At 59.3% G+C, this 16,908-nt stretch carries 20 protein-coding genes; 7 read left to right on the top strand and 13 right to left on the bottom strand.

The features are described from left to right. Positions 1–95 precede the first annotated feature (95 nt). The 5 genes from JTY93_RS05920 to JTY93_RS05900 are packed head-to-tail and all read left to right on the top strand — an operon-like array spanning position 96 to position 4,280. Positions 96–878, top strand: a complete 783-nt coding sequence (locus tag JTY93_RS05920) for a transporter substrate-binding domain-containing protein (RefSeq protein WP_169996920.1) — start codon at positions 96–98, stop codon at positions 876–878. Positions 879–938: 60 nt separating this feature from the next. Further along, positions 939–1,667, top strand: coding sequence for an ABC transporter permease (locus JTY93_RS05915; protein WP_169996918.1), 729 nt, complete (start codon positions 939–941; stop codon positions 1,665–1,667). Then, positions 1,664–2,374 carry an ABC transporter permease gene (locus JTY93_RS05910; protein WP_205477037.1) on the top strand — a complete coding sequence of 237 codons (711 nt, stop codon included), beginning with the start codon at positions 1,664–1,666 and terminating at the stop codon, positions 2,372–2,374. Before JTY93_RS05915 ends, JTY93_RS05910 begins: the two co-directional genes overlap by 4 nt. Before the next feature lie 9 nt (positions 2,375–2,383). After that, positions 2,384–3,502 (top strand): succinylglutamate desuccinylase/aspartoacylase family protein, encoded by a 1,119-nt coding sequence (locus JTY93_RS05905; protein ID WP_205477036.1) that lies wholly within the window; start codon positions 2,384–2,386, stop codon positions 3,500–3,502. A gap of 13 nt (positions 3,503–3,515) precedes the next feature. Further along, positions 3,516–4,280 carry an ABC transporter ATP-binding protein gene (locus tag JTY93_RS05900; RefSeq protein ID WP_205477035.1) on the top strand — a complete coding sequence of 255 codons (765 nt, stop codon included), beginning with the start codon at positions 3,516–3,518 and terminating at the stop codon, positions 4,278–4,280. Positions 4,281–4,460: 180 nt separating this feature from the next. Here the strand turns inward: JTY93_RS05900 and JTY93_RS05895 are convergent, their stop codons facing one another. After that, positions 4,461–4,658, bottom strand: a complete 198-nt coding sequence (locus tag JTY93_RS05895) for a hypothetical protein (RefSeq protein ID WP_029297182.1) — start codon at positions 4,656–4,658, stop codon at positions 4,461–4,463. A 107-nt stretch (positions 4,659–4,765) separates the two neighbouring features. Next, the gene (gene dcd, locus JTY93_RS05890) at positions 4,766–5,332 is read right to left on the bottom strand and encodes a dCTP deaminase (protein WP_093412595.1); all 567 of its coding nucleotides are present in this window, start codon (positions 5,330–5,332) and stop codon (positions 4,766–4,768) included. Positions 5,333–5,724: 392 nt separating this feature from the next. Here dcd and JTY93_RS05885 point away from each other — a divergent pair, with 392 nt between their 5' ends. Then, positions 5,725–5,934, top strand: a complete 210-nt coding sequence (locus tag JTY93_RS05885) for a cold-shock protein (protein WP_002554837.1) — start codon at positions 5,725–5,727, stop codon at positions 5,932–5,934. A gap of 195 nt (positions 5,935–6,129) precedes the next feature. Here JTY93_RS05885 and rpoS read toward each other — a convergent pair whose 3' ends face one another. The 8 genes from rpoS to JTY93_RS05845 all read right to left on the bottom strand — a co-directional run bounded on the left by rpoS (position 6,130) and on the right by JTY93_RS05845 (position 13,248). Continuing rightward, the gene (gene rpoS, locus JTY93_RS05880) at positions 6,130–7,134 is read right to left on the bottom strand and encodes an RNA polymerase sigma factor RpoS (protein WP_038446486.1); all 1,005 of its coding nucleotides are present in this window, start codon (positions 7,132–7,134) and stop codon (positions 6,130–6,132) included. Between the two features lie 105 nt (positions 7,135–7,239). Next, the gene (locus JTY93_RS05875; protein ID WP_205477034.1) at positions 7,240–8,073 is read right to left on the bottom strand and encodes a peptidoglycan DD-metalloendopeptidase family protein; all 834 of its coding nucleotides are present in this window, start codon (positions 8,071–8,073) and stop codon (positions 7,240–7,242) included. Between the two features lie 211 nt (positions 8,074–8,284). After that, complete coding sequence (locus JTY93_RS05870) at positions 8,285–8,920, bottom strand: protein-L-isoaspartate(D-aspartate) O-methyltransferase (protein WP_169865481.1); 636 nt, start codon at positions 8,918–8,920, stop codon at positions 8,285–8,287. A 41-nt stretch (positions 8,921–8,961) separates the two neighbouring features. Further along, a complete protein-coding gene (gene surE, locus JTY93_RS05865) occupies positions 8,962–9,711 on the bottom strand; it encodes a 5'/3'-nucleotidase SurE (RefSeq protein ID WP_169996908.1) in 750 nt (249 codons plus the stop codon). Then, entirely contained in the window at positions 9,699–10,757 is a 1,059-nt protein-coding gene (gene truD / locus JTY93_RS05860; RefSeq protein ID WP_205477033.1) for a tRNA pseudouridine(13) synthase TruD, read from the bottom strand. The genes surE and truD overlap by 13 nt, the downstream gene beginning before the upstream one ends. Continuing rightward, positions 10,754–11,227 carry a 2-C-methyl-D-erythritol 2,4-cyclodiphosphate synthase gene (ispF, locus tag JTY93_RS05855; protein WP_205477032.1) on the bottom strand — a complete coding sequence of 158 codons (474 nt, stop codon included), beginning with the start codon at positions 11,225–11,227 and terminating at the stop codon, positions 10,754–10,756. The genes truD and ispF overlap by 4 nt, the downstream gene beginning before the upstream one ends. 54 nt (positions 11,228–11,281) lie before the next feature. Next, positions 11,282–12,127, bottom strand: coding sequence for an S-formylglutathione hydrolase (gene fghA, locus JTY93_RS05850; RefSeq protein WP_169996904.1), 846 nt, complete (start codon positions 12,125–12,127; stop codon positions 11,282–11,284). Between the two features lie 8 nt (positions 12,128–12,135). Beyond that, positions 12,136–13,248, bottom strand: coding sequence for an S-(hydroxymethyl)glutathione dehydrogenase/class III alcohol dehydrogenase (locus JTY93_RS05845; protein ID WP_076962184.1), 1,113 nt, complete (start codon positions 13,246–13,248; stop codon positions 12,136–12,138). Positions 13,249–13,357: 109 nt separating this feature from the next. Between JTY93_RS05845 and JTY93_RS05840 the strand changes: the two genes are divergently transcribed. Continuing rightward, positions 13,358–14,254: a LysR substrate-binding domain-containing protein gene (locus JTY93_RS05840; protein ID WP_070995747.1), complete on the top strand. Its 897-nt coding sequence runs from the start codon at positions 13,358–13,360 to the stop codon at positions 14,252–14,254. Positions 14,255–14,381: 127 nt separating this feature from the next. Here JTY93_RS05840 and ispD read toward each other — a convergent pair whose 3' ends face one another. From ispD to eno, 3 genes are all read right to left on the bottom strand, one after another. Continuing rightward, entirely contained in the window at positions 14,382–15,089 is a 708-nt protein-coding gene (gene ispD / locus JTY93_RS05835; RefSeq protein ID WP_205477031.1) for a 2-C-methyl-D-erythritol 4-phosphate cytidylyltransferase, read from the bottom strand. Beyond that, positions 15,086–15,364, bottom strand: coding sequence for a cell division protein FtsB (ftsB, locus tag JTY93_RS05830; protein ID WP_205477030.1), 279 nt, complete (start codon positions 15,362–15,364; stop codon positions 15,086–15,088). Before ftsB ends, ispD begins: the two co-directional genes overlap by 4 nt. Positions 15,365–15,536: 172 nt before the next feature. Then, positions 15,537–16,826 carry a phosphopyruvate hydratase gene (gene eno / locus JTY93_RS05825; RefSeq protein WP_029297253.1) on the bottom strand — a complete coding sequence of 430 codons (1,290 nt, stop codon included), beginning with the start codon at positions 16,824–16,826 and terminating at the stop codon, positions 15,537–15,539. Between the last annotated feature and the right edge of the window lie 82 nt (positions 16,827–16,908).

Raw genomic sequence — 16,908 nt, 5'->3', positions numbered from 1 at the left:
GGTGCAGAAATTGCTACTTGCGATTCGTCTGACGCCGTTCAGTAACAGTCCTAATCGCGCCACAAGCGCTTATCTTGGTTTCCAGGGATTACATAATGAAAAAAGCATTGCTGACCCTTTCTGCACTCGCTCTGTGCATGGCCGCCGGTACCGCCTTGGCCAAGGAATACAAGGAATTGCGTTTTGGTGTGGACCCTTCCTACGCGCCGTTTGAATCCAAGGCCGCAGACGGCAGCCTGGTGGGCTTCGACATCGACCTGGGCAACGCCATTTGTGCGCAGCTGAAGGTCAAGTGCAAGTGGGTAGAAAGCGACTTTGACGGCATGATCCCGGGCCTCAAAGCCAAGAAGTTCGACGGCGTGATTTCGTCCATGACCGTAACCCCGGCCCGCGAGAAGGTTATCGACTTCTCCAGCGAGCTATTTTCCGGGCCCACTTCCTACGTGTTCAAGAAAGGCGCCGGCCTGAGCGAAGATATTGCGTCCCTCAAGGGCAAGACCGTCGGTTATGAGCAAGGCACCATCCAGGAAGCCTATGCCAAGGCCGTGCTGGACAAAGCCGGGGTCAAAACCCAGGCCTACCAGAACCAGGACCAGGTGTATGCCGACCTGACCTCGGGCCGCCTCGATGCATCGATCCAGGACATGCTGCAGGCCGAACTGGGCTTTTTGAAGTCGCCACAAGGCGCGGACTACGAAGTCAGCAAGCCGGTGGACAGCGAAATGCTGCCCTCCAAAACCGCCGTGGGTATCGCGAAAGGTAACAAAGAGCTGAAAGCCCTCTTGGATAAAGGTATCAAAGCGTTACACGATGATGGCACCTACGCCACTATCCAGAAAAAACACTTTGGCGATCTGAACCTGTACAGCGGCAAGTAATGCTGCGGCGCCCACTCCGCTAACGGGTGGGCGCACTATCGATGGCCAAGGGCATACCCCATGTTTGAAGACCTGCTGCAGACCCTCGGGCTTGGCGCGTTCAGCCTGCAAGGGTTTGGCCCGCTATTGCTGCAAGGCACCTGGATGACCATCAAGCTGTCGGTGCTGTCTCTGGCCGTCAGCGTAGTACTGGGCCTGCTCGGCGCCAGCGCCAAGTTGTCGAGCGTGGCGCTGTTGCGTATCCCCGCCCAGCTCTACACCACCCTGATTCGCGGCGTGCCGGACCTGGTGCTGATGCTGCTGATTTTCTACAGCCTGCAAACCTGGCTGACCAGTTTCACCGACTACATGGAATGGGAATACATCGAGATCAACCCGTTCGGCGCCGGGGTGATTACCCTGGGTTTTATCTACGGTGCGTATTTCACCGAGACTTTTCGCGGCGCGATCCTCGCCGTGCCCCGCGGCCAGTTGGAGGCTGCCACGGCTTATGGCCTCACACGCGCACAGCGCTTTCGCTACGTGACGTTCCCGCAAATGATGCGCTTTGCCCTGCCGGGTATCGGCAATAACTGGATGGTGATGCTCAAGGCCACGGCACTGGTGTCGATCATCGGCCTGGCCGACGTGGTCAAGGCCGCCCAGGACGCGGGCAAAAGTACTTATCAGTTGTTCTTTTTCCTGGTGGTCGCGGCTTTGATCTACCTGGTCATCACCAGCGCGTCCAACTTCGTCCTGCGCAGGCTGGAAACCCGTTACGCCGCCGGCGTACGGGAGGCGGTGCGATGATCGAACTCTTACAGGAATACTGGCGCCCCTTCCTCTACAGCGACGGCCAGCACATGACCGGCCTGGCCATGACGATGTGGCTGCTCACGGCCTCGATCTGCATCGGTTTCGTGGTGTCGATCCCGCTATCCATCGCCCGCGTCTCGCCCAACCGCTGGGTACGCTGGCCGGTGCAGTTTTACACCTACCTGTTTCGCGGCACGCCGCTCTACATCCAGTTGCTGATTTGCTACACCGGCATCTACAGCCTGGCTGCCATTCGTGCGCAGCCGGTGCTGGATGCGTTCTTTCGCGACGCAATGAATTGCACCCTCCTCGCGTTTGCCCTCAACACCTGCGCCTACACCACGGAGATCTTCGCCGGGGCCATTCGCAGCATGGCCCACGGTGAGGTCGAGGCGGCGAAAGCTTATGGCCTGAGCGGCTGGAAACTGTATGCCTACGTGATCATGCCCTCGGCCCTGCGTCGTTCATTGCCGTACTACAGTAATGAAGTGATCCTGATGCTGCACTCGACGACGGTGGCCTTTACCGCGACGATCCCGGACATCCTCAAAGTGGCCCGGGACGCCAACTCGGCCACCTTCCTCACGTTCCAATCGTTTGGTATCGCTGCGCTGATCTACCTGACCGTGACCTTTACCCTGGTCGGTCTGTTTCGTCTGGCGGAGCGTCGCTGGCTGGCCTTTCTCGGGCCTAGCCATTAAGGAGCCCCTATGCGGCAACAGATTCATCCCATCCTCGCACCGGTGCCTGGCACCGCACGGCAGATCCACAGCTTCCACTTCGGGCCAGAGCAGGCCGAAGGCAAAATCTATATCCAATCCTCGCTACACGCCGACGAACTACCCGGCATGCTGGTGGCCTGGCATTTGAAGGCACGCCTGGCGGAGTTGGCCGCCGCCGGCCGCCTGCGCAGCAAAATCGTGCTGGTGCCAGTAGCCAACCCGGTAGGCCTGGAACAGGTGCTGATGGATATTCCACTAGGCCGCTACGAACTGGAGAGCGGGCAGAATTTCAATCGCCTGTTTGTCGACCTCAGTGACGAGGTCGGCAATCAGGTCGAGGGCCTTCTGGGCGGCGATGCCAGGCTTAACGTCGCGCTGATCCGCGACAGCCTACGCCAGGCCCTCGACCGCCATCTACCGGCCACGCAGCTGCAATCCCAGCGCCTGGTACTGCAACGCCTGGCCTGTGATGCCGATATGGTGCTGGACCTGCATTGTGACTTCGAAGCCGTCGCCCATTTGTACACTACACCCGAGGCCTGGCCGCAGGTCGAGCCGTTGGCCCGCTACATCGGCGCCGAAGCCAGCCTGCTGGCCACCGACTCCGGTGGGCAATCCTTCGATGAGTGTTTCACCCTGCTCTGGTGGCAGTTGCAGCAACGTTTTGGCGAACGCTTCGCGATTCCCCAGGGCAGCTTTTCGGTGACACTGGAGTTGCGCGGCCAAGGTGATGTCAATCATGGCCTGGCCAGCCTCGATTGCCAGGCGATCATCGACTACCTGATCCGCTTTGGCGCCATCAGCGGCGAACCGGCGCCTCTGCCCGACTTGCCCTACCCCGCCACGCCACTGGCCGCCGTCGAGCCGGTAGCCACCCCGGTGGGCGGCCTGCTGGTGTTTCACGCGTTGCCAGGGGAATACCTGGAGGCCGGGCAGTTGGTCGCCGAGGTCATCGACCCCATTCACGACCGCATCAGCCCCGTTCATTGCCGGCATGCCGGTCTGCTGTATGCCCGTTCGCTTCGGCGCATGGCCACGGCCGGCATGGTGATTGCCCATGTCGCCGGCCTTACCCCCTATCGCAGTGGCTATTTACTATCGCCTTGAGGATGCACGCCCCATGTACAAACTGACCGTTGAAGGCCTGCATAAGAGCTATGGCGACCATGAAGTGCTCAAAGGTGTATCGCTGAAGGCCAAAAGCGGTGATGTGATCAGCCTGATCGGCGCCAGCGGCTCGGGCAAAAGCACCTTCCTGCGTTGCATCAACTTCCTTGAACAACCCAATGACGGCGCCATGAGCCTCGATGGCCAGCCGATCCGCATGGTCAGCGACCGCCATGGTATGCGCGTGGCCGACGAGGCCGAGCTACAACGGCTGCGCACCCGCCTGGCGATGGTATTTCAGCATTTCAACCTGTGGAGCCATATGAGCGTGCTGGAGAACATCACCATGGCCCCCCGCAGGGTCTTGGGGTGTAGCAAAAAGGACGCCGAGGACCGCGCCCGGCGTTATCTGGACAAGGTTGGGCTGCCGGCACGGGTAGCCGAGCAGTATCCAGCATTCCTCTCCGGTGGCCAGCAACAGCGGGTGGCTATCGCGCGCGCCCTGGCGATGGAGCCGGAGGTGATGCTGTTTGACGAGCCGACATCGGCTCTGGACCCGGAGTTGGTGGGCGAAGTGCTGAAGGTGATTCAGGGTTTGGCTGAAGAGGGCCGGACCATGATCATGGTGACCCACGAGATGAGTTTCGCGCGCAAGGTATCCAGCCAGGTGCTGTTTTTGCACCATGGCCTGGTGGAAGAGGAAGGCACACCGCAAGAGGTGCTCGGCAACCCGAAAAGCGAGCGTTTGCGGCAGTTTTTGAGTGGCAACCTGAAATAAACAGCGCACAACGCAGAGGCTTGGTGAAGGGATTGTTGTGGGTGTGGCGAGCGGGCTTGCCCCGCGCGGGGCTGCGTAGCAGTCCTAATAATTTCGCCACCTTTGCTCAGATAAACGGCGGCGTCAGGTTTCAGGGCTGCTACGCAGCCCAGCGCGGGGCAAGCCCGCTCGCCACAGATATCAAGCCACAGGCGCGGGTGGTGGCTCGTCCGGCAGGGTCGGTACGCCAGGTTCGGTGGGTTGTTCCGGGGTATCGGGGTCAGGCTGGCCAGGGATGCCGCCGGCGGCGGGGTCGGCCATCAGGGACCAGGCCAGAACACCAATCTGGTTGGGTTCAAGCCGGGCAAGTTCGGCGCTGATTCGCGGGTCGATCTTCATAGGGTACTCCTCAAGCGTGGCTCGGCGCGCTGTGCACGCGCCGAGGCAGTACACCCAATAGAGTGCCTGCCCGCTGACAAATTCCCTTGCTCTGTAAGACGTTTCTATCAGGTGCGTGGCAGAGTGACGCCGCGCTGGCCCTGGTACTTGCCGCCACGGTCCTTATAGGACACTTCGCACTCTTCGTCGGATTCGAAGAACAACATCTGCGCTACGCCTTCGTTGGCGTAGATCTTCGCGGGCAAGGTGGTGGTGTTGGAGAACTCCAGGGTCACGTGGCCTTCCCATTCCGGCTCAAGCGGCGTCACGTTGACGATGATGCCGCAGCGCGCGTAGGTGCTCTTGCCCAGGCAGATGGTCAGGACATTACGCGGGATACGGAAAAACTCGACAGTGCGCGCCAGGGCGAAGGAGTTAGGCGGGATGATGCACACATCGCTCTTCACATCGACAAAGCTCTTTTCATCGAAGTTTTTCGGATCGACGGTGGCCGAGTTGATGTTGGTGAACACCTTGAACTCATCGGCGCAACGCACATCGTAGCCGTAGCTGGAAACCCCGAACGAAATCAGGCGTTCGGTGCCCTCACCGCGCATCTGGCGCTCGACGAAGGGTTCGATCATGCCGTGCTCTTGCGCCATGCGGCGAATCCACTTGTCCGATTTGATGCTCATGGCGGGTGTCCTGAATAGCGAGGTGGAAAATTCTGTTGGGCATCTTACCGGGGCTGGCCTCGCGGTTCAAAGGACGCGGGGGTTTTTCTTGATTAAGTTGCGCCGGATCACTGTCACCCGCAAGGGGCGAGCCCTGCCCCCGAATTACAGGGCCGCAGGCCTGTAAAAGGCACCGCCAGTCACGAAAATAGAGAAACCTTCGGAAATACCATTGGCACGTTCCGGAAAAAGGGTTAAGGTGGCGCCACTGTGCTGCTTGTGTCACTGAGAATCTCTACACGATATGTTGAATTTCGATCCAACCATCTCCAAGAATTTTTCCTGCTCTTTGCACTCAGTCTCGGCCAGGGCTTTTCCTGAGTCGCAGTTAACTTTGTCCAAGGAGATACACCATGTCTAATCGCCAAACTGGTACCGTTAAGTGGTTCAACGATGAAAAAGGCTTCGGCTTCATCACTCCACAATCCGGTGACGACCTGTTCGTTCACTTCAAAGCTATCCAATCCGACGGCTTCAAAAGCCTGAAAGAAGGCCAACAGGTTTCTTTCATCGCTACCCGCGGTCAGAAAGGCATGCAAGCTGAAGAAGTTCAAGTTATCTAACTTGTACTGACTCAGTCGAAAGAACCCCGCCCTTAAAAGCGGGGTTTTTTTATGCCTGCCATTTAGTCGGCATGGCCGAGCACAAAAAAATGTGGGAGCGGGCTTGCCCGCGACTGCGATGGATCAGTCGGTACATCTGTCGACTGATACTCCGCATTCGCGAGCAAGCCCGCTCCCACATTGGGTCAAGCGTCGTTATTGAAACAACGACTCGCTCGACAGACCATTCTTCTCCAGGATCTCCCGCAAGCGCTTGAGACCCTCCACCTGGATCTGCCGCACCCGCTCACGGGTCAAGCCAATCTCCAGGCCAACATCTTCCAGGGTGCTGCTTTCATGGCCACGCAGGCCGAAGCGGCGAATCACCACCTCTCGCTGCTTGTCCGTCAGTTCTGAAAGCCATTGGTCGATGCTTTGTGACAAGTCATCGTCCTGCAACAGCTCACACGGATCCGTTGGTCGGTCATCCGTAAGGGTGTCCAGCAGGGTTTTATCCGAGTCCGGACCCAGCGAGACATCGACCGAAGACACACGCTCATTAAGACCCAGCATGCGCTTGACCTCTCCCACTGGTTTTTCCAGCAGGTTGGCGATCTCTTCAGGCGAAGGTTCATGATCAAGTTTCTGGGTGAGCTCACGTGCCGCCCGCAGGTACACGTTCAGCTCCTTGACGACATGAATCGGCAACCGGATGGTCCGGGTCTGATTCATGATTGCGCGCTCAATGGTCTGGCGAATCCACCACGTAGCGTAGGTCGAGAAGCGAAAACCCCGCTCGGGGTCGAACTTCTCTACTGCCCGGATCAAGCCGAGGTTGCCCTCTTCGATCAGGTCCAACAGCGACAGCCCACGATTGACATAGCGTCGGGCGATTTTCACCACCAGGCGCAAGTTGCTTTCAATCATGCGCTTGCGCCCAGCCGGATCGCCCTTTTGCGACAGTCGCGCAAAATGGACTTCTTCTTCGGGAGTGAGCAAGGGGGAAAAGCCGATTTCATTGAGGTACAACTGGGTAGCATCGAGCGCCCGGGTGTAATCAATATACTTATGCTGTTTTAACGCTGTGGAGTTTTTGGACTTGGTACGAACTGAAGGTACAGCGGGTCCCTCATTCGACATCGATTCCGTACCGATGCCGGTCTCCATAAGGAGAACCTCATCGTCGATGTCAAACTCCGGCGCTTCTTTACTGAGAGCCATTGTTATAGTCCTTTGGTGAGTTCGACCTCAAGCTCAAGCGACGCCTTTATCCTTGGCAACGCTGGAGCCTGTTCCTTCTACGTGAGGGAACAGGCTGACAACACATCAACGCCGGGGTAGGAATTGCAGTGGATCTACAGGTTTACCTTGGCGGCGAATCTCAAAGTGCAGTTTCACCCGGTCTGTACCAGTCGACCCCATTTCGGCAATTGTCTGTCCGACTTTGACCTGCTGCCCCTCCCGAACCAACAACCTGCGGTTATGACCGTAGGCACTGACGTAGGTATCGCTGTGTTTGATGATGACCAATTCGCCGTAGCCCCGTAAACCACTCCCGGCGTATACAACGGTCCCATCAGACGCAGCTAAAACAGGCTGTCCCAAATCCCCGGCGATATCAATGCCTTTATTCAAACTACCGTTTGAAGAGAATTTTCCAATAAGAATGCCATTTGAAGGCCATCCCCAACCGGTCGGCGCCGGTCCCGCAGGTGGCAACGGCGCGGGGGCCGGCTTGCTCGCAGGCTTAGCCGCAACGGTGCCTGCAGGCCGAGTGAAGACCGTAGTCTTGCTGGAAGACGAGGCCGAGGAACCGGATTTTGTCACAACTGCCGTGGGCGCCGAACCGGTGCGTCCATCGAAGCGGATGGTTTGCCCCGGATGTATCGTATAGGGCACAGGAATATTGTTACGCGCTGCTAGCGCCTTGTAGTCCCAGCCATAACGGAAGGCGATCGAGAACATCGTATCGCCCTTGCGCACCACGTATTGCCCGGTGGTCACCGTAGGCCGTTGCGGTGCCGCGCTATTGCGGTCGACAACCCGCGCGCCGCTACCCGTGCTGGAGCAGGCAGCCAGCAAGGAACTCAAGACAAGGCCAATCACCAGTCGCTGAAAGCTCGTTTTACTCATACGCTGCGCAATGACTGTGAGACTCACCCGCCGCTCCCTTTGTGGTGGCTGAAACATGAACGCCTGTATCAGGCTTGAAATATGTCGCAAGTATAACTGGCTGCCAGACTTTAACCGGCAACAAGGTAGAAACGAAAAATTCATCTCGTTTAATAACTACCCAACTTGATGTTGACTCAATGAACCCCGCTGTAAGACACATACCCAGCAATAGAATTCAGTGCGCTGTCACAAATGATCAGGCCAGGGGCCCATTAAGTAACGGAACAAAACGCACCGCTCCCAGGACATGCCGGGAAAAACCCTCTTCTTCGCGCACGATCAACATCAACTGCTGCACTTCGCCCGAACCCACCGGTATCACCAGGCGCCCGCCCGGAGCCAGTTGATCGAGTAGCGCCTGGGGCACATCGGTGGCCACTGCAGTCACGATGATGCCGTTGTAGGGCGCCAATGCCGGCCAGCCTTCCCAGCCATCCCCCCAGCGAAAGACCACGTTGCGCAGGTTCAGCTCCACCAGGCGCTCCTTGGCCCGGTCCTGCAGGACCTTGATCCGTTCCACGGAAAACACCCGCTCCACCAATTGCGAGAGTACGGCGGTCTGGTAGCCGGAGCCCGTACCAATCTCCAACACTTTGTCCAAAGGGCCCGCCGCCAACAGCAGCTCGCTCATCCGCGCCACCATATAGGGCTGGGAAATGGTCTGGTTATGGCCGATGGGCAGCGCGGTATCTTCGTAGGCACGATGGGCCAGGGCCTCATCGACAAACAGATGGCGCGGGGTACGGCGGATGACTTCCAACACCTGGGCGTTGGACAACCCCTCTTCATAGAGCCGCTGGATCAAACGCTCACGGGTACGTTGGGAGGTCATGCCGATCCCCCGGCGCAACAGGTCGTCCTGTTCACGAGCCATCAGCGCAGCCCCTCCAACCAGGGATCGAGACCACCGAAGGCATCACTGAAGGTACGATCAAGTTGCAGCGGGGTAATCGAAACATAGCCTTGCATCACCGCATGAAAGTCCGTGCCTGGCCCGCCATCCTCGGCGTCGCCCGCTGCAGCAATCCAGTAGCCTTCCCTGCCACGGGGATCGACCACTTTCAGCGGTGCCGCGGCGCGGGCGCGATGGCCCAGGCGGGTCAACTGGATGCCGCGAATATGGTCCAGGGGCAGATTGGGAATATTGACGTTGAGCACCGTACGCGGCGGCAGCACCAGGGTGCCGTGGGCCTCGACCAGTTTGCGTGCGAAATACGCGGCGCTCGCCAGGTTATCCACCTGCCGCGACGCCAGCGAAAAGGCGAAAGCCGTACGCCCCAGGAAGCGCCCTTCAAGGGCCGCCGCCACGGTGCCGGAATACAGCACGTCATCGCCCAGGTTCGCGCCCAGGTTGATCCCGGAAACCACCAGGTCCGGCTCATCGGCCAGCAAGCTGTTGATCGCCAGGTGCACGCAATCGGTCGGCGTGCCATTAACGCTGATAAAGCCGTTGGCCAGCGTCTGCGGGTGCAAGGGACGGTCGAGCGTCAGCGAACTGCTGGCGCCGCTTTTGTCCTGGTCCGGGGCAACCACCACGCACTCGGCGTAATCCGCCAGCGCAGCATGAAGCGCGGCAAGGCCGGGTGCGGTGACCCCGTCGTCGTTAGATATCAGAATACGCATGGGCTGTCCGTCTGCCCCACCGGCACCAGATCAACAAGCTCGCGCACCAAGACAGTGGCGAAGCATCCGGCCGGCAGGACGAATTCCAATTGCAGAATGTCAGTCTCGGGATAATGCCACGTCAACCCGCCAATGGGCAGTCGCAGAATGCGACGTTCCTGGCTCATGCCGGCTTTGGCCAGCCAATCGCACAGGTCCGCCTCGCTCGCAGCGACCGCTTGTTCCAGTTCATGGGTGGCGCCAGCGGCGGGCGAATCGCCTTCACCCCATTGCGGGCCGGTGGGATGCAGGTCGAGGATCGCCAGGCGTGGATCGCTGCACTCCGCCTCCCCGGCCGGGAAAAAACTGCGGCTATCGGTGAATGCCAGCAAGTCACCGACCTGGGCCCGCTGCCACGAACCATCGGCAACCCGCGCCGCCAGCACTTTATTGAACACAAAGCTGCGCGCCGTCGACAGCAGGCGCGAACGCACATTGCGTTGCTCCGGCAAAGCCTTGCGGGCCGCCCAGTCGCGGGCATCGACGACGTTGCCGCCGTCATGGCCAAAACGTTGGGAGCCGAAATAGTTGGGAATACCGTGCTTGGCGATCAATTGCAGACGCGCGTCGATAGCGGCCGGATCGCCAGCCAGTTGGGTCAGGCGCAGGGTGAAACCGTTGGCCGCATGCGCGCCACGCTGCAATTTACGTTTGTGGCGGGCGGTCTTGAGAATCTTCAGGGTGTCGTTTTGCGCCGCGCTCAGGTCTGGATCGGCCTTGCCCGGCAGTTGCACGCTGAACCACTGGCGCGTCAGCGCCTGGCGATCCTTGAGGCCGGCATAGCTGACGGTGCGTAACGGCACACTGGCCGCCTTGGCAATCCGCCGCGCAGCCTCTTCAGTGTTCAGGCCGCGCTTTTCCACCCACATCCACAGGTGCTCACCCTCGCCGGTCAGCGGGATATCCAGCACTTCATCCACCTGGAAATCTTCGGCAGTCGCCTTGAGCACCGCACTGCCCAGTGCGTCGCCATAGGCCCGCGGGCCCAACAATTGCAGTTCGTTCATGCGCGCAACAACAAGGCGACGGAGTGCACGGCGATGCCCTCTTCACGACCGGTAAACCCGAGCTTTTCGGTAGTGGTGGCTTTCACGTTGACTTGATCCAGTTCTATTTGCAGGTCGGCGGCAATCACGGCGCGCATCGATTCGATATGTGGGGCCATTTTCGGCGCCTGGGCAACGATGGTGTTATCGACATTGCCGACCTTCCAGCCCTTGCCATGGATCAGGCCGACCACGTGCCGCAGCAGCACGCGGCTGTCCGCGCCCTTGAAAGTGGGATCGGTGTCCGGAAAGTGTTTGCCGATATCCCCCAACGCTGCTGCGCCGAGCAAGGCATCGCTCAAGGCATGCAGCACAACGTCGCCGTCGGAATGAGCCAGCAACCCATGGTGGTGCGCAATGCGCACGCCACCCAGAGTGATGAAGTCGCCTTCGGCGAAACGGTGCACATCATAGCCGTGGCCAATACGCATAAAAAAACGCCCCGATTTAATTCAGGGCGTGATTCTACCTACTTTTGCCGGACATTAACCGAGCAAAGCACGTCCATGATGACGCAAGTGGTCCTCAATGAAGCTGGCGATAAAGAAGTAGCTGTGGTCATAGCCCGGTTGCAGGCGCAGCTCCAACGGGTGGCCGGCCGCCTTGGCAGCTTGCTGCAAGGCCTCGGGCTTGAGCTGGGAGGCCAGGAAGTCGTCGCGATCACCCTGATCCACCAGCAATGGCAGTTTTTCCGAAGCTTCGCTGATCAGCACGCAGGCGTCCCATTCGCGCCACTTCGAACGCTCTTCTCCCAAGTAACGGGAAAAAGCCTTCTGCCCCCAAGGGCAATCCATCGGGTTATTGATTGGCGAAAACGCCGACACTGACTGATAGCGCCCGGGATTGCGCAAGGCACACACCAGCGCACCGTGGCCTCCCATGGAGTGCCCGCTGATACCGCGCTTGTCGCAAGCCGGGAAATGCGCTTCCACCAACGCCGGCAATTCCTGCACCACATAGTCATGCATCCGATAATGCCGGGCCCAAGGTTCCTGGGTGGCATTGAGATAGAAGCCCGCCCCCAGCCCAAAGTCCCAGGCATTATCCGGATCACCCGGTACACCCGGCCCACGAGGACTGGTATCCGGTGCCACGATGATCATTCCCAGTTCGGCCGCCACGCGCTGCGCGCCGGCCTTCTGCATGAAGTTCTCATCGGTACAGGTCAGCCCCGACAGCCAATACAACACCGGCAGCTTGCCACCCTGCTCCGCTTGGGGCGGTAGGTAGACGGCGAAGGTCATGTCGCAGTCCAGCACATCGGAATGATGCTTGTAACGCTTGTGCCAGCCGCCGAAGCTCTTCTGGCACGACAGGTTTTCCAGACTCATGGCCGACCTCAGAAATGGATGACAGTGCGAATGCTCTTGCCTTCATGCATCAGGTCGAATGCCTTATTGATATCTTCCAGGCCCATGGTGTGGGTGATGAAGGTATCCAAGGGAATTTCGCCGGTCTGGGCCATTTCCACATAACTTGGCAACTCGCTGCGGCCACGCACGCCACCGAATGCCGAACCGCGCCAGACGCGACCGGTCACCAACTGGAATGGACGGGTAGCGATTTCCTGGCCAGCACCGGCGACACCGATGATCACCGACTCGCCCCAACCCTTGTGGCAGCACTCAAGGGCTGCGCGCATCAGTTGCACATTGCCGATGCATTCGAAGGAAAAGTCCACGCCGCCATCAGTCAAATCGACAATCACGTCCTGGATCGGACGGTCGTAGTCTTTCGGGTTGATGCAGTCGGTGGCGCCCAGTTGCTTGGCGATCTCGAACTTGGCCGGGTTGATATCGATGGCGATGATCCGAGCAGCCTTGGCTTTCACCGCGCCGATCACCGCCGACAAGCCAATCCCGCCCAGGCCGAAGATGGCTACGGTGTCGCCCGGCTTGACCTTGGCGGTGTTGATCACCGCACCGATCCCGGTGGTGACGCCACAGCCCAGCAAGCAGACTTTTTCCAGCGGGGCTTCTTTAGGAATCTTGGCCACGGAGATTTCCGGCAACACCGTGTACTCGGAAAAGGTCGAAGTCCCCATGTAGTGGAAAATCGGCTGGCCCTTGTAGGAAAAACGCGTGGTACCGTCCGGCATCAGGCCTTTGCCCTGGGTTGCGCGGATGGCCTGGCACAGGTTGGTCTTGCCGGACAGGCAGAATTTGCACTTGCCACATTCCGGGGTATACAGCGGGATCACATGGTCGCCCACCGCTACCGAGGTCACACCCTCGCCAATCGCCTCGACTACCGCGCCGCCTTCATGGCCGAGGATCGACGGGAAGATACCTTCCGGATCGGCGCCCGACAGGGTGTAGGCATCGGTATGGCAAACCCCGGAAGCGACCACGCGCAACAGGACTTCACCCGCCTTGGGCATGGCCACATCCACTTCCACGATCTCCAGCGGTTTCTTGGCTTCAAAGGCGACAGCGGCGCGTGACTTGATCATCCGGGTTTCTCCAGGGGCTTGAAAAGTGAGACGGGCAGTGTAAAACATGGCCAACTGATTAATAATCCAGGCAAAAGCAAAACATTATTGCCATACAGGGACAATCTGCATGCTGGAGAACCGCTGGGAAGGCATCGATGAATTCGTCGCCGTGGCCGAATGCAGCCAGTTCACCGCCGCCGCCGAGCGGCTTGGCGTGTCCTCGTCCCATATCAGCCGTCAGGTTGCACGCCTGGAGGAGCGCCTGCAAACCCGCTTGCTCTATCGCAGTACCCGGCGCGTGACACTGACCGAGGCCGGCCAGACCTTCCTCCAGCATTGCCAGCGCCTGCAAGACGGGCGTGAAGAAGCCTTGCGCGCCGTGGGCGACCTGACCAGCGAGCCCAAGGGCATGTTGCGCATGACCTGCGCCGTGGCCTATGGCGAACGTTTTATCGTGCCCCTGGTCACGCGCTTCATGGGGCTGTATCCGCAATTACGGGTGGATATCGAACTGAGCAACCGCCCCCTCGACCTGGTGCATGAAGGTCTGGATCTGGCGATTCGCCTGGGTCGCCTGCAGGACTCGCGGATGGTCGCCAGCCGTCTGGCGCCACGGCGCATGTATCTGTGCGCCTCGCCGTCCTACCTGGAGCGGTATGGCCGCCCACATAGCTTGTCGGAACTGAGCCGACATAACTGCCTGATCGGCAGCTCGGATATTTGGCAGTTGGCCCAGGATGGGCGCGAGTTTTCCCAAAGGGTGCAGGGAAACTGGCGCTGCAACAGTGGGCAGGCGGTGTTGGATGCGGCGTTGCAGGGGGTGGGATTGTGTCAGTTACCGGACTATTACGTGCTGGAGCACTTGCACAGCGGAGCGCTGGTTTCACTGCTTGAGGCCCATCAACCACCGAATACCGCAGTGTGGGCGCTGTATCCGCAGCAGCGGCATTTATCGCCCAAAGTGCGCAAGTTGGTGGATTACCTGAAGGAAGGGTTGGCTGGGCGGCCGGAGTATGGCGGGTGATCTGGAGTGTCAGGCCCGGCCTCATCGCAGGCAAGCCAGCTCCCACACTCGACTGCATATACCTGCTGGAATGCGGTCAAGTGTGGGAGCTGGCTTGCCTGCGATAGAGTCAACTCGGTGTAACTGACTAGCTGCGATTCGCCCACCGCAACCTAAGCCACTCCAGATCCTCCGGCCGGGTCACCTTGATATTGTCCGCGCGCCCTTCGACCAGGCGTGGCGCCTGACCGGACCATTCCATGGCCGAGGCTTCGTCGGTGATGACCGCATCGGCCACCAGGCTATCGGCCAAGGCACGATGCAAGGCGCCCAGGCGAAACATTTGCGGCGTGTAGGCTTGCCAAATCAGGCTACGGTCAATGGTTTCCACCACCCGCCCGTGCTTGTCGACACGCTTGAGGGTGTCGCGGGCCGGCACTGCCAGCAAGCCGCCCACCGGGTCGTGCGCCAGCTCCGCCAACAACGTGTCGAGGTCCTCGCGGCTCAGGTTCGGCCGCGCAGCATCGTGCACCAGCACCCAATCGTCATCGCTGGCGCCCAAGGCATTGAGTTGCAGCAACGCATTGAGTACCGAGCCTGAACGCTGCGAACCACCGTCCGCGCGCTGAATACGCGGGTCGCCAGCACACGCCAGGTTGGGCCAATAAGGATCATCCACAGCCAGACTGACCACCAACCCCTTGAGTTGCGGATGGTCGAGAAAACAGCCAAGGCTATGTTCAAGAATAGTGCGCCCGCCCAACTGCAAATATTGCTTGGGACGGTCTGCGGCCATACGGACACCGACGCCCGCAGCAGGAATCACGGCCCAGAAGGCCGGTATACAGGAATTCATTGGGCCAACTGGTAGAGGGTTTCGCCCTCCTTGACCATGCCCAATTCATGACGAGCCCGCTCTTCAACGGTCTCCAAGCCTTTTTTCAACTCAAGCACTTCGGCATCGAGTACACGGTTGCGCTCCAGCAACACCTCGTTTTCGGCGTGCTGCGCGGCAATTTGCTGGGTCAGGTCGGTTACCTGCGCCAGACTGCCATTGCCCACCCAAAGGCGGTACTGCAGGCCAGCCAGCAGCAAGAGCAAGACGAGGAACAACCAATTGGGACTGCGCATCGAATATCGGGTATCCAGTGAAAAAAGACAGCCATGCAAAAACTTTTGAAGCAACTGATAGCACGAAGCCTGGAAGAACCAGGCTTGTGCTTGATAGGCATCAGATTAGTGCGCAAATTCACTCTACAGCGAGTTTTCCGACACAATCCGTTGTCTTTTTACCATCAACTACTCAGCCGCGAAACTCACCACGACCGTTGTATTTGGCTTTACCGCCCAGTTGCTCTTCGATACGCAGCAGTTGGTTGTACTTGGAAACGCGGTCGGAACGGCACAGGGAACCGGTTTTGATCTGGCCTGCCGAGGTGCCCACGGCCAGGTCGGCAATGGTCGAGTCTTCGGTTTCGCCGGAGCGGTGCGAGATCACAGCGGTGTAGCCCGCGGCCTTGGCCATCTGGATAGCTTCCAGGGTTTCGGTCAGGGTGCCAATCTGGTTGAACTTGATCAGGATCGAATTGGCGATCTTCTTGTCGATGCCTTCTTTCAGGATCTTGGTGTTGGTCACGAACAGATCGTCACCGACGAGCTGGATCTTCTCGCCGATCTTGTCGGTGAGGATTTTCCAACCGTCCCAGTCGGACTCATCCAGGCCATCTTCGATCGAAATGATCGGGTAGCGCTGGGTCAGGCCCTTCAGGTATTCAGCGAAACCTTCGGAGTTGAACACCTGGCCTTCACCGGACAGGTTGTACTTGCCATCTTCATAGAACTCGCTGGCCGCGCAGTCCAGGGCCAGGGTCACGTCGGTGCCCAGCTTGTAGCCAGCGTTGGCCACCGCTTCGGAGATCACTTTCAGTGCATCTTCGTTGGACGCCAGGTTCGGTGCGAAACCACCTTCGTCGCCCACAGCAGTGCTTAGGCCACGGGCCTTCAGCACAGCTTTGAGGTGATGGAAAATCTCGGTACCCATGCGCAGGCCTTCAGAGAAGGTCTTGGCGCCGACTGGCTGTACCATGAATTCCTGGATATCGACGTTGTTGTCCGCGTGTTCGCCACCGTTGATGATGTTCATCATCGGCACCGGCATCGAGTACACGCCCGGAGTGCCATTCAGGTTGGCAATGTGCGCGTACAGCGGCAGGTCTTGATCCTGTGCAGCAGCCTTGGCAGCAGCCAGGGATACGGCGAGGATCGCATTGGCGCCGAGGCTGCCTTTGTTTTCAGTGCCGTCGAGCTTGATCATCGCGTGGTCCAGGGCTTTCTGGTCCAGCGGGTCCTTGCCCAGCAACAGGTCGCGGATCGGACCGTTGATGTTGGCTACCGCCTTGAGGACACCCTTGCCCAGGTAACGGCTCTTGTCGCCATCACGCAGTTCCAGCGCTTCGCGCGAACCGGTGGAAGCACCGGACGGCGCGCAGGCGCTGCCGATGATGCCGTTATCGAGAAGCACGTCGGCTTCGACGGTGGGGTTGCCACGGGAGTCGAGAACTTCACGACCTTTGATGTCGACGATTTTTGCCATTGTTGTAAACACTCCAAAGTTGACGAAAACGACGCAGCTGAAGGAAATCTTTTGACCGACCGCAAGGGTGGAACAACGGGGC

Source organism: Pseudomonas hygromyciniae, assembly GCF_016925675.1.
In the GTDB taxonomy this organism is placed as follows: Bacteria; Pseudomonadota; Gammaproteobacteria; order Pseudomonadales; family Pseudomonadaceae; genus Aquipseudomonas; species Aquipseudomonas hygromyciniae.
The sequence above is the reverse complement of the archived record's forward strand: the minus strand, read 5'-3'. Positions and strand labels throughout refer to the sequence as shown.

Bases quoted from the DNA above. Each gene is read 5' to 3' on its own strand.
- JTY93_RS05920 (WP_169996920.1), top strand. From the start codon at position 96: ATGAAAAAAGCATTGCTGACCCTTTCTGCACTCGCTCTGTGCATGGCC.
- JTY93_RS05915 (WP_169996918.1), top strand. From the start codon at position 939: ATGTTTGAAGACCTGCTGCAGACCCTCGGGCTTGGCGCGTTCAGCCTG.
- JTY93_RS05910 (WP_205477037.1), top strand. From the start codon at position 1,664: ATGATCGAACTCTTACAGGAATACTGGCGCCCCTTCCTCTACAGCGAC.
- JTY93_RS05905 (WP_205477036.1), top strand. From the start codon at position 2,384: ATGCGGCAACAGATTCATCCCATCCTCGCACCGGTGCCTGGCACCGCA.
- JTY93_RS05900 (WP_205477035.1), top strand. From the start codon at position 3,516: ATGTACAAACTGACCGTTGAAGGCCTGCATAAGAGCTATGGCGACCAT.
- JTY93_RS05895 (WP_029297182.1), bottom strand. From the start codon at position 4,658: ATGAAGATCGACCCGCGAATCAGCGCCGAACTTGCCCGGCTTGAACCC.
- dcd (WP_093412595.1), bottom strand. From the start codon at position 5,332: ATGAGCATCAAATCGGACAAGTGGATTCGCCGCATGGCGCAAGAGCAC.
- JTY93_RS05885 (WP_002554837.1), top strand. From the start codon at position 5,725: ATGTCTAATCGCCAAACTGGTACCGTTAAGTGGTTCAACGATGAAAAA.
- rpoS (WP_038446486.1), bottom strand. From the start codon at position 7,134: ATGGCTCTCAGTAAAGAAGCGCCGGAGTTTGACATCGACGATGAGGTT.
- JTY93_RS05870 (WP_169865481.1), bottom strand. From the start codon at position 8,920: ATGACCTCCCAACGTACCCGTGAGCGTTTGATCCAGCGGCTCTATGAA.
- surE (WP_169996908.1), bottom strand. From the start codon at position 9,711: ATGCGTATTCTGATATCTAACGACGACGGGGTCACCGCACCCGGCCTT.
- truD (WP_205477033.1), bottom strand. From the start codon at position 10,757: ATGAACGAACTGCAATTGTTGGGCCCGCGGGCCTATGGCGACGCACTG.
- ispF (WP_205477032.1), bottom strand. From the start codon at position 11,227: ATGCGTATTGGCCACGGCTATGATGTGCACCGTTTCGCCGAAGGCGAC.
- fghA (WP_169996904.1), bottom strand. From the start codon at position 12,127: ATGAGTCTGGAAAACCTGTCGTGCCAGAAGAGCTTCGGCGGCTGGCAC.
- JTY93_RS05845 (WP_076962184.1), bottom strand. From the start codon at position 13,248: ATGATCAAGTCACGCGCCGCTGTCGCCTTTGAAGCCAAGAAACCGCTG.
- JTY93_RS05840 (WP_070995747.1), top strand. From the start codon at position 13,358: ATGCTGGAGAACCGCTGGGAAGGCATCGATGAATTCGTCGCCGTGGCC.
- ispD (WP_205477031.1), bottom strand. From the start codon at position 15,089: ATGAATTCCTGTATACCGGCCTTCTGGGCCGTGATTCCTGCTGCGGGC.
- ftsB (WP_205477030.1), bottom strand. From the start codon at position 15,364: ATGCGCAGTCCCAATTGGTTGTTCCTCGTCTTGCTCTTGCTGCTGGCT.
- eno (WP_029297253.1), bottom strand. From the start codon at position 16,826: ATGGCAAAAATCGTCGACATCAAAGGTCGTGAAGTTCTCGACTCCCGT.